We start from the raw sequence: 13,029 nt of genomic DNA on the forward strand, positions 1-13,029 counted from the left end.
AGTTAGGGGGGGGCCGTTTTAACGTCTTTGGACGCAAGCACTGCTTCCAAAAGCGTGCGGGCTTTCACGCTTTCCCCAAGCAACTGTTTGCTGTGCGCGAGTGAAGTTTTTTCATGCGTTGGCAGCTGCTGCTTTTCAGTCAAAAGATGATGCGCCAGTTCGGAAACCTCATCCTGACCTGCCTGCGCCAGCCCCTGCCAGTTTCCGGCGAGCCAGGCTTCTTGCTGTGCGGCATCCTGATCCTGTAGCGCGATGAACGAGTGATAAGCCGCATCGTGTTGGCCGAGAATTGATTTCGCCTTTGCCCTTATGGCTTCGACGTCCGGACCGTTGAGGCCAAGGACATCAGCCTCGGCTTGTTGGGCGTCGGCCATTTCAAGCGCAGCAAGCGCGCGCAATATCCGCCTGTCACGGGCATCGGGACCTTCCACGCCCGCAACGAGAAACTTCAACGCCGTTTCGGGAAAGCCGAGTTTCACAAGCCGCCGCGCCGCGTGGTTGGAATAATTGCGGTCGAATTCAGCGGCGTGTTCCGCGAGGCTGCTGGAGTATTTCACAAATTCAAACGGCTCTGCCTTGCGAGTGAGGATATCGAGGAACCCATCGTAGGTTGGGCGGCCTTGAGGATCGTGGTCCGGCGAAGGGACATGACCAAGCTCCGAATATGCTGCGTCGAACTGCCCTGAGTCTGCACGGGCCAGAATTGAGGCGCGAGATAGGGCCGGACCAATCGTGTCTTTCTGGTACTCGTATGCATAGCTGGAAATCAGATCGGCCATTGCCGGTGAAATCGGCTGGCCAAGGCTCAAATAAGTATCGACCATAGCGAGCAGGCTTTCTGGGGGGAGCTGTTTTGTATCCTCGAGAACATTTTCATATGTCTGCGAGGCCTTTTCTAGCTCTCCATTCTGCGCGTCTATTTTCGCTGAGACGATTTGGTTGGCCGTCGGCTCAATCGTACTTGAGCGCTTGTTAATCCTTAAAACGGATTGTGCCGCTTCCATTTCACCCGCAGCAAGAAGTTTTTCGCTCAACTCTGGGGCCGTTAATTGTTTCAAATGCTCGGGAAAAGCTGAAAATGCGCGCAATATGGCATCAATGTTCGGCGTGAGCTCCCCCGTCGGGGCCTTTGAGGCCAAGAGAGCCCACAATGCGGCTGAGGTGTCGCACCCGATTTGATATCGCAAAGCAGATGCTTGAGGATCAGGCTCACCATCAAATATATTCGCGATAGCAAAGAGAACGTCGGTTTCTGAAGTCTCGTCCGCAAACCTCAAGACCTGCGTTGCCTCAGCTCCAATTCCGAAGTGGAGGTAATGGCGCGCCAACTTCAGGGCCACATTCGGGTCGATTTGTTCAATCTCGTCCCCGAGATGTAGACGCAGTTCAGCTTGGCCAGAAGCGAAGTCGCCTCCGTGGCGCCAATTCGCAATGTCGAGATCATCATCGCTCAAACATTCAGCGCCACTCGGCGCCGTTTCACGAAGCCGCATACTTGGCCGAAGCTCTCGGTCGATGCTTGTCTGAGCGCGAAGGTTGATATTTTTGCCGCTCCGTTTGGGGTCAACGACGCTTTGGGTGCTTTTTAGCGGCTTTTCCTTTGGGGAATTGATCGGCGCGCGCGTTTTCACGTCCAGCAAACCTTGCGATGCGGCGCGCCCGAGTTGCATCAACAATCTCTTTTCAGCGGCCCCTACGGTTTTCGGGGGCGACGGGGGGCCGCCCCGAAGCGCGGGCAAAGTCTGAGGTGCGGGACCGAACAACGGCGTCTCTGTTGCGTCAACCGGAACGCCCAGATCGAGCGGTTCGACCATTAAGTATTGCCCAAAGCCGAGGCGTTCAAAATTTGCTTTGGTCAGATGTTCGGGGGGATGGGAGGGGAGCGGATTGATTTCCGAAGACACATCTATGACCAGCATCCGGCTGCCCAGGATATAGCTTTCATAGGCGCAGTCGCATGCAAGCCCAATATGCAGTTGGCCTTGGACATCTTTCAAAGACGCGACGCGGCTGCGATCAATTCGATCAAACGCGTGCCTGAGATCAAAAGCCAGCTTCGGTCCTGACACATCGAGAACCAGACTGCGGTCATCTTTCCTGATCGTCCATTGCGCGGGGGTTGGCAGGTCGACGACCAGCCGGGTGAATTCGACATGCTCGCCGGATCGCACTTCGGCTGTAGCAGCAAGAGCTCCGCGCGCACAGATGAGCAACAATAGGGCGCAGAAGATTAGGCGCTTCATGCCGCTTCCTGTTTCGTCGCTTTCAAGGCGTCTTCCAATTCGGAAAAGCTGGGCCGATGGTGCGAGGGCGTGTTTTGTCGCCCAACTTCGATGCACATGTTTGTCGGGTGAGCATAGAGGTTTGCCACAAGCACTTCGCGGATCAATTGATAGAAGTGCCCATCTTCCTCAACCACTGCTTTCACCTTTGTGGCAAATGGCGCGACCAATCCATAGGCAAGAAAAACACCAAGAAACGTGCCGACAAGCGCGCCGCCGATCATCTTTCCCAAGATCTCTGGCGGTTGATCGATGGACCCCATCGTTTTGATTACGCCCAGAACCGCGGCGACAATGCCAAGCGCGGGAAGGCCATCTGCAACTGTTTGCAAGGCATGGCTGGAGTGCAGGGCGTGGTGCAGGTTCGCCTCGATACGCTTTTCCAAAACCTCTTCGACCTGATGGGGGTCGTCGTAGTTCATCGAGGCCGCGCGCATTGTGTCGCAAATCAGGTTTACGGCTTCTTTGTCAGTCAGGATTTTGGGGTATTTGGAGAAAATAGATGAGTCCTGAGGCGTTTCAATATGCTCTTCCACAGCCACAGGGTTGGCACGCGCCAGGCGGATGAGTTCGAACAGAAGGCACAGCAAATCGCGATAGTCACCAGGTTTCCATTTCGGGCCCTTGAACACCTTCCCGATGTCTTTCGTTGTATGTTTTATAGCACGCAGATCATTGCTGATCAGAAAGGCTCCGACAGCTGCGCCGCCAATCATCATCATCTCGAAAGGCAGTGACTTCATGATGATGCCCAGCTTTCCGCCGGCTGCCAGATATCCACCAAAAACCATCACAAAGATGACGACAATTCCGATCAGTCCGAACATGATATCTGCTCCAGAAAACTCTTTCGGTCATATTGGCCGCGAAGGGTTAAGAAACCGTCGAGCGTCGCGCTATTCTTTGGGCACGTTCGCGTTTCTGCCCGCCAACACCACAGAAATTGTATAGGCGCTTTGTGGGCTGAGCCCGGCCATGACGCCCGCTGCGGCCTCTGGTGCCATGCGCGCCAGAAAACCTGCAGCAAAATCTGGGTCCATTTCCTCAAACAATGCCGCAGCATCCTTGGGCTTCATTGTCTCGTAGACGGCCACCAGACGCGTGATGTCGCCCTCGGCGGCCTGATCCGCCAAAGCCAATGTTGCCCTTAGATTTTCCTCGGCCTGCTGCAACGCTGACATGCGGGTTTCGATTTCACGATCTGCAATTGCCAAGGCTTGCATCCGGTCGCGCATCTGGGTTTCTTGTCTATCTAGGCGTATCTTACGCACCTGAAATGCCTCGATCATCGCGCGATAATCTTCTGGTGTTTCACATGTTTCCTGCACGACAGGCGCAGCGGTGGGCGTATGTGGCGCGGGATCAGCCTTTGCCAGTGCTTGTCCGGCCCCCATCCCAAGCCGGATCAGGGCGGACCCCAGCAGCAGGCAAGCGATGAGGGACAAGGCGCCCTTTCCGGGGCGTCTTGAGCGTGTTTTGAGTCTTTTACTCATTGGCGTGGCCCGGCGTGGCGCACGAACATTGGCTCCGGGTGTGATGTCGGCTCAGGCGCCGCGTCGGGAAGGTCGTGCATAGAGGCAACCAATAGCTCCAGTCTCTTTGCGACATTCTCTGCCCGATCGGTCAGCCCATCCAGCGAACTGGTCGATGCGGAGGCGGTTTGTTGCGCGGCACTCAACGTGCGCGTCAAATCATCCACCTGCGACGAGAGAACAGCCACGGCTCCGCCAACCCCATTCTCAAGGTCGTTGAACCGGCTCAAACGCCGCGCAAGTATGTAGCAATAAAGCCCAGCCCCTAGGGCGCCGGCCACCAATAATATGTCTGCGATCATATCCATCTCAGATCTCTCCTAGTTCAATACGAATTCCATGATCAGAAGATCGTTCACGCGTCCCGGTCCGGTAACAATCTGAACTCTGCGCAACATCTGGGCCCGCAAGCGCACCAGAATTGTCGGCTCTTGCAGATCTGCCACCTCAATCGCGCGCAGATAGCTGTTCAGCACGTCCACCACCCTTGGCATCAGGGTCTGAACTTCGGCGCGGTACTTCTTCGGGGTTTCCAATTGCGCCCGGAACCGCAGGTAGTGCGCGGCAGAGCGGGGACCAAGCGAGATCACCAACGGGTCAACCGGAACGAAGGCCAAATCACCCACGGCCGTAGTGGAGCTGCCGTCGCCGTGATCGGTTGCCGTGCCATCATCATGCGGATCAGACGCGGCCCCAGAATGATCGGGTGCCTCATGATCGGTTTCTTCACCATGAGGTGCCTCGGCCTGCGATTCCCCGATTCCCAGCAAACCCGATGTTGCCGCGTAATACCCGCCGCCGCCGCCAACAAGTGCCAGCACCAGCCCAATGAAAATAGGCGTTTTTGACGTTTTCTTCGGCGCTTGGGCCTGGGTCGCTTCTGCTACAGCCATAGGATGTTCCCGAACTTTTTGACAAAACGTCTATAACCCGGCAGGAGCTAACCGATTGTTAAGGCTCATCAAGGAAACATGCTTTCGACGCCGGGCAGAAAGTCCGGTCTGACGGAGGCTTAACGTGAAGCAGATCGTGCAACTCTGGTCCGCTTTGGACCCGCGCAAACGTGTTTTTGTCATATTGGCGACGGTGGCCGTTTTTGCGGCGGTTCTGGCGCTTTCAAGACAGGCCGCCACACCAAGTATGAGCCTGCTCTATGCTGGACTGGAAAGTGGCGCGGCGGGTGATGTGGTCCAGTCACTGGAGCAGCGCGGTGTCCGGTACAGCATCCGCGGCGGGTCGATTTTCGTCGAGTCCGCACAACGGGATGAGTTGCGCATGACACTGGCAAGCGAAGGGCTGCCAACCAACGGAAACAGTGGATATGAATTGCTCGACAACCTCTCTGGGTTTGGCACGACGTCGCAGATGTTTGATGCGGCTTATTGGCGGGCAAAAGAGGGCGAGCTTGCCCGTACGATTGTCGCTAGCCCGCATATAACGCAGGCGCGCGTGCACATCGCCAACTCTGGCTCGAACCCATTTCAGCGTGAGGTGCGACCGACGGCATCAGTCTCTGTCACCACCGTTGGGGGGGGGCTGTCGCCCAACCAGGCCCGCGCCCTGCGGTTTTTGATCGCTTCGGCGGTAACGGGCCTGCGACCAAACGATGTTGCCGTTATTGACGGGTCGGGTGGGTTGATCAGCGCCGATGAGGTCGCTTCCCCCGCCACAGGAGAGGATCGGAACGATACTTTGCGGGACCGTGTCCAGCGCATCCTGGAAGCACGTGTGGGCCGTGGAAATGCTGTCGTCGAGCTGAGCGTCGAGACGGTGACGGAAAGCGAATCGATTGTTGAGCGGCGTTTTGACCCGACAGGGCGCGTGGTGGTCAGTTCCGACACTGAAGAAAGTACAAACAATTCGAAGAATGGTGCGGGAGGTGACGTCACTGTTGCCTCGAACATCCCGGCCGGGGATGCCGCAGGCAACGAAAGTGCAAGCGCGCAAAACAGTCAAAGCCGTGAGCGCGTTAACTATGAGGTCTCTGAAACGCAAAGAGAGGTTGTGCGTGCGCCCGGTGCAGTCAAGCGCGTGACGGTCGCGGTGTTGGTGAACGGGGTTCTCACCACCACGGAAGACGGAGCGCAATCACTTCAGCCGCGCCCGTCCGAAGAGCTTGAGGCTTTGCGTGAACTGGTGGCCTCAACTGTTGGCTTCGACGAAGACCGTGGCGATGTCATCACCCTCAAATCCATGTCTTTCGAGCCAATTTTGCCACAGGGCACTGAAGCCTCCTCGAGCATGTTAACCATGCCCGCGCTGGATCTGATGTCGATTATTCAGATGGCGGTGTTGGCGCTTGTTGCGTTGATCCTTGGCCTGTTTGTAATACGCCCGCTTCTGTCCAAACAGCCCGCAGTGATGGAATTGCCCTCTCCGCAGGGTACGGGGGAGAAGGCACGACGCGAATCTGATGTTCCCCTGACGGCTCTGACAGGTGAAATCGCCGATAACGACGTCGATTTGCCCGATCTCTCGGTGATTTCGCAAAACACTGACAATGCTGAACTACCGGCCCATCTCGGCCAGAAAAACGGTGACCCGGTGGAGCGGCTCAGAGGTTTGATCAGCGATCGCAAAGAGGAAACGGTCGAAATACTGCGAAGCTGGTTGGAAGATCGGGAGGAAAATGCCTGATGTCGATTGCCCATCTATTGCATGATTTCGGTCAATACCATGGCTCCAAAGCCGGGGCCGTGATGTCGGATGCGACGCTGGAGGAGCATCAGCTGGAAGCCTTCGAGCAAGGATACAAAGCTGGTTGGGACGATGCCGCCAAAGCACATGCGGAAGACCAGCAGAATGTCACAAGTGAGTTTGCAAAAAGCCTGCAGGACATTTCGTTCACGTACCACGAGGCGTATGGCCATATCATGCGGGGATTACAGCCGCTTATGGCGCAAATATCGGAAAAGCTGCTTCCAGATATCGCGCGCAAATCTCTTGCCCTTCATATCACCGAGCAAATGACAGAGATGGCGCGCGGGCACAGCTCCTCGGGGATGATCCTTTGTATTGCGCCCTCTAATCGCGCTGTCCTTGAAGATATGCTGGTTAAGAAATTCACGACCCCATTCACAATTGAGGAAAACGACGCACTTGCGGGCGGCCAAATTGAGCTGAAGTTCGGACAGGCTGAGCGCAGAGTCGATCTTGATGAGGTGCTCGCAGGCATTTCGCAGGCCTTCGATGGGTTTTTTGATGACCTCCAAAAGGATACGGCACATGGGTAAAACAGATGCACCAAATTCGACAGCGCAGGCTGGGTCCAACAATCCTTTCGCAGCGGTTCCGATTGAAATCACGGTCTCGGTCGGAAGAGCGCGCCCCTTGGTTCGCGAGCTTCTGAAGCTGACCGAAAATGCCATCCTTCCGCTGGACAGCCGGGTGGATGACTTGGTGGAGTTGTTCGTCGGGGACCGCCTGATCGCTCGGGGTGAACTGGAAGAACTGGATGGCGATCAACGCGGCCAACTTGCGGTGCGTCTGACAGAGATTGCAAACCTCTCGGATGGTCTTGGATGAACCGCAGCCATATTTCTGCTCTGGCTATCGCGACCGCGCTTTCGTTTCTGCCCGAGTTTGCTGCCGCGCAGGAGTTTTCGGTCTCGCTGGGGGACGGCGGCTCTCTGACCGCGCGCAGTCTGCAGTTGATCACGCTCGTCACTCTGCTCAGCATCGCCCCCGGCATTGCAATCATGGTGACTTGTTTTCCGTTTATTGTGACTGTGCTGTCGATTCTGCGGCAAGCCATTGGTCTGCAGCAATCTCCTCCGAATATGCTGATCGTAAGCCTCGCGTTGTTCCTTACCTATTTTGTTATGGATCCGGTGTTTACGGCTGCCTGGACCAACGGCATATCTCCGCTTCTTGCTGAAACAATCGACGCTGAGACCGCATTTTTCGAAACATTGGAGCCGTTTCGTATCTTTATGTCAGCGCGGGTGGATGTGGACACATTTGAGGCGATGGCAGCCTTGCGGCCAAACGCAGACGCAATTCAAATGAACGCGGATGCTCCGCTTTCGGTATTGATCCCAAGTTTCCTGTTGTCCGAGGTTTCTCGGGCATTTCAAATCGGGTTTCTTGTCTTTTTACCCTTTTTGATCATCGACTTGGTCGTGGCGGCGATTTTGATGTCGATGGGTATGATGATGGTCCCACCCGCGATTGTATCGCTGCCGTTCAAGTTGGCCTTTTTTGTTATCGCGGACGGCTGGAGTTTAATCGCGGGGGCATTGGTCCGCGGGTATTTCTAGGCCCCGCACAAGCATAGGGTTTGGCGGGCGTATCGCTCCGCTGTGCTGGGTGGGCACATGATGCCCCCCGGTGAGGGGAGGAACGTCTGAGCCGAACCGCAGGCTAAATCAGCGTGGCAATCGTGGCGCGCAGGGTGGCGATGCCTTCGGCTTTTTCGCTGGAGGTCAGAATGATCTCGGGGAAGGCTGCCGGGTGTTTGGCCAGCGCACCGCGCACTTGGGCCAGTACCGCATCACGGTCGGCGCCCTTCACCTTGTCGGCCTTGGTCAGAACACATTGAAAGGTAACGGCGGCGCTGTCGAGCAGGCTGAGGATTTCCTCGTCCACGGCCTTGATCCCGTGCCGGGCGTCAACCAAGACGAAGGCCCGGCGCAGGTTCTGCCGCCCCGACAGGTATTGCTTCAGAAGTTTCTGCCACTTTTCGACCACGGCCAGCGGCGCATTGGCATAGCCATAGCCGGGAAGGTCGACCAGATAATGGCTGTCTGCCAGCGTAAAAAAGTTGATCTCTTGTGTACGGCCCGGCGTGTTCGACGCCCGCGCCAGCCCCTTGCGCCCAGTCAGCGCATTGATCAGGCTGGATTTTCCGACATTTGAGCGCCCGGCGAAGCAGACCTCGATCCGGTCAGACGGCGGCAGGCCGGACATGGCCACCACCCCTTTGAGGAAATCAGTCTGGCCCGCAAACAGAAGGCGGCCTTTTTCGCGGGTGAACGCATCAGGTTCTTCGGTCAGTGGAAAGGGTAGTTGCATTACAATATCTCCACCCGGTCGCCTGTGGCGATGGGGCCTTCTTTTGTGACCAGAGCATAAACGCCGAAATCCTGATGGCCATAGGCCTTGTTCAGCGTGCCCAATGTATCCGCATCTTCGCGCCCGGTCTTGGGGTTGGCGCGCGTTGCTCCGCAGCGGGTGATCCGCTGCACAATGTTCAGTTCGGCCGCGCCAATACGGACGCGCCTGCCGATCAGGTCGAATTCCTCAAACGGCGCCCAGCCATCGATCCATAGGTTCCCGCGCCAGCGGTGGATCGACAGATCGCGCCCCATCCGTTGTGACAGTGCCCGATTTGACGCGAGCCCTAGCAGTGCGATGAACGGCTCGGGCATGTCAGTCATGGCCTGTTCCGGCACCGAAACCACATGCGACGGCGCGGGGCGCGTCTTGGGCCAAAGCGATGCCAGCCACGCCAGCAATTCAGCCTCATCGCGCGCAGGGTCCACGGTGATCGTGGCCGCGCGCGGATGCGTCAGGGTCAAAACGCCCTTCGCTTCGTCTAAACGTGTCTGCACAGCCATAAGGTCGGGGCCAGCGACGCCGCGCAGGAAATTCATCTTGGCATGCCAAGCCTCTGGTTGCCCCGAGAATTTCGCTGCGGCATGGGCCACAGCCCAGTGCCGATCAAAGGGCAAAGCGCGCCCCTTTGTCAGGGACGCGCCGCTAATTTCTTCGTACCCGATCGCCTTGACCGGGTGCCGAAGGATATGGGTAAGCCGTGTCATTTTGGCGTCTGCTTCTTTCGTTTGAAGCTGGCCTTGATATTGCCAAACACGTCGGGGTGATATCCGTGGCTACGCATGATCAGGTATTGCTGCGTAAAGGTGATCGTATTGTTGGCGATCCAGTAAACGACCAACCCGCTGGCGAACGAGCCGAGCATAAACATGAACACCCAAGGCATGAAGGCAAAGATCTGGGCCTGGACCGGGTCGGTGGGGGCCGGATTCAGCTTTTGTTGCAACCACATCGAGATCCCGAGAAGGATCGGCAGAACCCCAAGTGACAGGATCGCCAGAAGCGAACCCGGTTCGGGCGCTGCATAGGGTAGCAGACCAAACAGGTTCAGGATCGAGGACGGATCGGGAGAGCTGAGGTCGCGGATCCAGCCGATCCAAGGCGCATGCCGCAGTTCCAGCGTGACAAAAATAACCTTGTAGAGCGAGAAGAAGATCGGGATCTGGATCAGGATCGGCAGACACCCCGACGCCGGGTTCACCTTTTCCTTCTTGTACAGCTCCATGATCGCCTGCTGGGTTTTCTGACGGTCGTCGCCAGCAGCTTTCTTCAGCTCCTCCATCTTGGGCTGAAGCTCTTTCATTTTCGCCATTGAGGCGTAGGATTTATAGGCCAGCGGAAAGACCAGCGCTTTGATTGTGATGGTCAGCGCGATAATCGCCCAGCCCATGTTGCCGATCAGGCCATGCAGCGTGTGCAGCAGCCAGAACATCGGTTTGGTGATGAAGAAGAACCAGCCCCAATCGATCGAGTCAACGAAGCCTGCGACGCCGCCCTCGTTCTGATAGTGGCGAATGGCTTCCCATTCCTTGGCGCCAGCAAACAGTTGCATGTCGGCGCTGATAGTGGCGCCGGGCGCGACGGTCAGCGTTTGAAGCACAGCTTCAGTTTGGAAGATATCACGCCGCTCGTCATATTTTGTAACGGATTTGAACGGCGTTCCGGGGGCGGGAACCAGCGTCGACATCCAGTAGTGGTCGGTGAAGCCGATCCAGCCCGACTCGGCTACTTGCGCAACCTCGGCCCGGGCACCTTCGCGTTCATTATATCCCAGATCAGCCGCGTTCTTATAGCTGGTCTCGGTCAGTTTACCGTCCGCCATACCAACGACGCCTTCATGCAGGATGAAGAACTTCTTCGCATTGGACGGCTCGCCGTGGCGGGTCAGAACACCGTAGGGCGCAAGCGTGACCGGGGCACCGCTGGCATTTTCGACAGATTGCGTGATCGAGAACATGAAGTCCCCATCAATTGCAATTTCCCGCCGAAAGGTCAGCCCCTTGCCATTGTCCCATACCAAGCTGACAGGCGTCTCGGGTGTCAGGGTCTGCCCCCGTTCCACGGTCCACTGCGTGTTGGCGCCGGGCACATCGTTAATTTCGGTGCCTTGACCAGGAGCCCATCCGAAAACGGCATAATACGCGTCGGCGCTGCCCAGAGGAGACAGTACCGTCACGATATCCGAGTCGGGCTCCAATGTTTCGCGGTAGTCTTTCAGGGCCAGTTCATCAATCCGGCCGCCCAGCAAAGAGATCGAGCCTTTGACACGCGGAGTGTCGATGACAACCCGCGGTACGTCGGCGCCTGCTTCCATCGCCATCGAAGGCGAAGTGGCAGTGTTTTCCGGGGTTGGCGCTGTGGGGGCCTGCATCTGAGTCGAGGCGACGGGTGCATTCGGATCTGCCGGTGTCGGTTCAGGTGGCGGGAACAGTGTGAACCATACCAGAATAACGACAAAGCTGAGGGCTGTTGCCAAAATGAGATTCTTGTTCTGATCGTTCATCGGGGGTCGCTGCCTGTCCTGGTAAACTTCAGGCTGGTTCAACAGAGTGCGGCCCGAAAGGTCAAGCGGAATCCCGGAAAAGCGACGGTTCGGCGGCACTTCGCAGGGGTTCAGCCGGTACTGCGACCGATGCAGGGGGTGTTTTGCAACTTCGCTTCATGGGCGCGAATCCAATCCAGTGTTTGCTCGAATGGCATTGGGCGCGCGATGCCAAAGCCTTGGACATGGCCGCACCCCAGCTGCGCCAGCATCGCATGTTCGCCGACTGTTTCGACGCCCTCGGCCAATGTCTCCAGATTCAACCGCTCGGCCATTGTCAATATTGCGGCGACCATGCGCTGCTGATCCGGGTCTCGATCCACTTTCATAACGAAGGACCGGTCGATTTTGATTCGCTGAATTGCAAAGCGGCGGATGGACGAGATCGAGGCATGACCGGTTCCGAAATCGTCCAGATCAATCGCGCAGCCCAGTTTGGACAACCCGTTGATATTGCGTGCAACAACATCGTCAGGTGACGCCGCGACCACCGTTTCCAAAACTTCTACGGACAGGCGGTCGGCGCTCAGGTCATATCGGTCCAGTTCCCATGTGATTTTCTCCAGAAGTTTGGGATTGCGCAGCTCTTCGGGGGTGAAGTTGACGCCTACGCGTGGGACAATTGCCCCGGCTTGGTCCCAATCCCTGAGAGCATCGAGCGCGCGTGCAAGCATGACCTCGCCCAATCGTTCCATCAGCCCGGCGCGTTCGAGGACGGGCAGGAAGTCGGCAGGCGGAACGACGCCCCGACTGGGGTGGATCCAACGTGCCAGCGCCTCGAACCCAGTGATGTGCCCGGTATCGGTCGAAATCTGGGGCTGATACCAAGGGTGGATCTGCCCGCTTTCCAAGGCAAGAGACACTTCGTCACTCAAGGCGGTACGGCTGATATTGGCGGCTTTCATGCCTTCGGTGAAGGCACGTATGGCTGATGGGCCGTTCGCGCGGGCTTCGCTGAGGGCGGTCGTGGCCCCGTCCAGCATCTGGAGGCCGGTCGTACTGACACTTTGCTGGCTCAGGCAAAACCCGATCGAACACGAGATGAAAACGCTGGTTGCGTCCATGGAAATAGGCTCTTCCACTGCGTATTGCATCCGGCGAGACAGTTGAATGGCGGCCTCGAGGTCAAGATGGCGCACCGGGGCCAGGATCACAACAAAGACACCGTCGTCGGGGGTTAGCACCAAATCGCCCTGACGCAGAGCTGAACCGATACGGTCGGTCACGCGCGCAACAACGCGCCGCGCCGCGGATACGCCATGGCGTTCGCGCAACTCCTCGAAGTCATCAAGAGCAATCAGGAAACAGCCGAATCCCATGCCTTTTTGCACGCTCTCTTCCAGTCGCGTGTCTAGGATCTGATCCAGAGGGGGCAGCGGTGGGCGATTTTCGCCGTCTGGCTGCCATTGGCTGAACCCGCCCGCAAACGCATAGAGGACTGGTAAGCCGAGAGAAACAGCGAGCAGCCACGCTTCGCCCCCGATCCAGAACGACCCCAGGACGACGGCAGGAAGAAACGCCAGAATATGCGGCCCTGTCAGCGCTTGTCTGAGTTTGCGGCGCAACCGGTCCATGGCTGGAGGGCTTTGATCATTCATGGCTTTGCCACCTTTCTCGC

At 57.3% G+C, this 13,029-nt stretch carries 13 protein-coding genes; 4 read left to right on the plus strand and 9 right to left on the minus strand.

The window, feature by feature from the left end; all coding sequences use genetic code 11:
* Positions 1-2: 2 nt before the first annotated feature.
* From BSF79_RS06210 to BSF79_RS06230, 5 genes are all read right to left on the minus strand, one after another.
* The gene (locus BSF79_RS06210) at positions 3-2,243 is read right to left on the minus strand and encodes a hypothetical protein (RefSeq protein WP_090268983.1); all 2,241 of its coding nucleotides are present in this window, start codon (positions 2,241-2,243) and stop codon (positions 3-5) included.
* On the minus strand, positions 2,240-3,109 hold the full coding sequence (motA, locus tag BSF79_RS06215; RefSeq protein WP_090268984.1) for a flagellar motor stator protein MotA: 870 nt from the start codon (positions 3,107-3,109) through the stop codon (positions 2,240-2,242). Before motA ends, BSF79_RS06210 begins: the two co-directional genes overlap by 4 nt.
* 69 nt (positions 3,110-3,178) lie before the next feature.
* Positions 3,179-3,775, minus strand: coding sequence for a MotE family protein (locus tag BSF79_RS06220; protein WP_090268985.1), 597 nt, complete (start codon positions 3,773-3,775; stop codon positions 3,179-3,181).
* Positions 3,772-4,122, minus strand: coding sequence for a hypothetical protein (locus tag BSF79_RS06225; protein WP_090268986.1), 351 nt, complete (start codon positions 4,120-4,122; stop codon positions 3,772-3,774). Before BSF79_RS06225 ends, BSF79_RS06220 begins: the two co-directional genes overlap by 4 nt.
* 12 nt (positions 4,123-4,134) lie before the next feature.
* Positions 4,135-4,707, minus strand: coding sequence for a flagellar basal body-associated FliL family protein (locus BSF79_RS06230; RefSeq protein ID WP_090268987.1), 573 nt, complete (start codon positions 4,705-4,707; stop codon positions 4,135-4,137).
* A gap of 124 nt (positions 4,708-4,831) precedes the next feature.
* Here BSF79_RS06230 and fliF point away from each other — a divergent pair, with 124 nt between their 5' ends.
* From fliF to fliP, 4 genes are read left to right on the plus strand one after another with little or no spacing between them, the layout of a single operon-like run.
* Positions 4,832-6,451, plus strand: coding sequence for a flagellar basal-body MS-ring/collar protein FliF (gene fliF / locus BSF79_RS06235; RefSeq protein WP_090268988.1), 1,620 nt, complete (start codon positions 4,832-4,834; stop codon positions 6,449-6,451).
* A complete protein-coding gene (locus BSF79_RS06240) occupies positions 6,451-7,047 on the plus strand; it encodes a FliH/SctL family protein (RefSeq protein ID WP_090268989.1) in 597 nt (198 codons plus the stop codon). The genes fliF and BSF79_RS06240 overlap by 1 nt, the downstream gene beginning before the upstream one ends.
* Positions 7,040-7,339 (plus strand): FliM/FliN family flagellar motor switch protein, encoded by a 300-nt coding sequence (locus tag BSF79_RS06245; RefSeq protein WP_090268990.1) that lies wholly within the window; start codon positions 7,040-7,042, stop codon positions 7,337-7,339. Before BSF79_RS06240 ends, BSF79_RS06245 begins: the two co-directional genes overlap by 8 nt.
* Positions 7,336-8,073, plus strand: a complete 738-nt coding sequence (fliP, locus tag BSF79_RS06250; protein WP_090268991.1) for a flagellar type III secretion system pore protein FliP — start codon at positions 7,336-7,338, stop codon at positions 8,071-8,073. Before BSF79_RS06245 ends, fliP begins: the two co-directional genes overlap by 4 nt.
* A gap of 103 nt (positions 8,074-8,176) precedes the next feature.
* Here the strand turns inward: fliP and yihA are convergent, their stop codons facing one another.
* From yihA to BSF79_RS06270, 4 genes are all read right to left on the minus strand, one after another.
* The gene (yihA, locus tag BSF79_RS06255; protein ID WP_090268992.1) at positions 8,177-8,827 is read right to left on the minus strand and encodes a ribosome biogenesis GTP-binding protein YihA/YsxC; all 651 of its coding nucleotides are present in this window, start codon (positions 8,825-8,827) and stop codon (positions 8,177-8,179) included.
* Complete coding sequence (locus tag BSF79_RS06260; RefSeq protein ID WP_090268993.1) at positions 8,827-9,576, minus strand: MOSC domain-containing protein; 750 nt, start codon at positions 9,574-9,576, stop codon at positions 8,827-8,829. The genes yihA and BSF79_RS06260 overlap by 1 nt, the downstream gene beginning before the upstream one ends.
* Positions 9,573-11,372 (minus strand): membrane protein insertase YidC, encoded by a 1,800-nt coding sequence (gene yidC, locus BSF79_RS06265; protein ID WP_090268994.1) that lies wholly within the window; start codon positions 11,370-11,372, stop codon positions 9,573-9,575. The genes BSF79_RS06260 and yidC overlap by 4 nt, the downstream gene beginning before the upstream one ends.
* A gap of 110 nt (positions 11,373-11,482) precedes the next feature.
* Positions 11,483-13,009: a putative bifunctional diguanylate cyclase/phosphodiesterase gene (locus tag BSF79_RS06270; protein ID WP_090268995.1), complete on the minus strand. Its 1,527-nt coding sequence runs from the start codon at positions 13,007-13,009 to the stop codon at positions 11,483-11,485.
* Positions 13,010-13,029 lie beyond the last annotated feature (20 nt).

Origin of the sequence: Thalassovita taeanensis, from assembly GCF_900110775.1 — a bacterium.
GTDB classification, from domain to species: Bacteria; Pseudomonadota; Alphaproteobacteria; order Rhodobacterales; family Rhodobacteraceae; genus Litorimicrobium; species Litorimicrobium taeanense.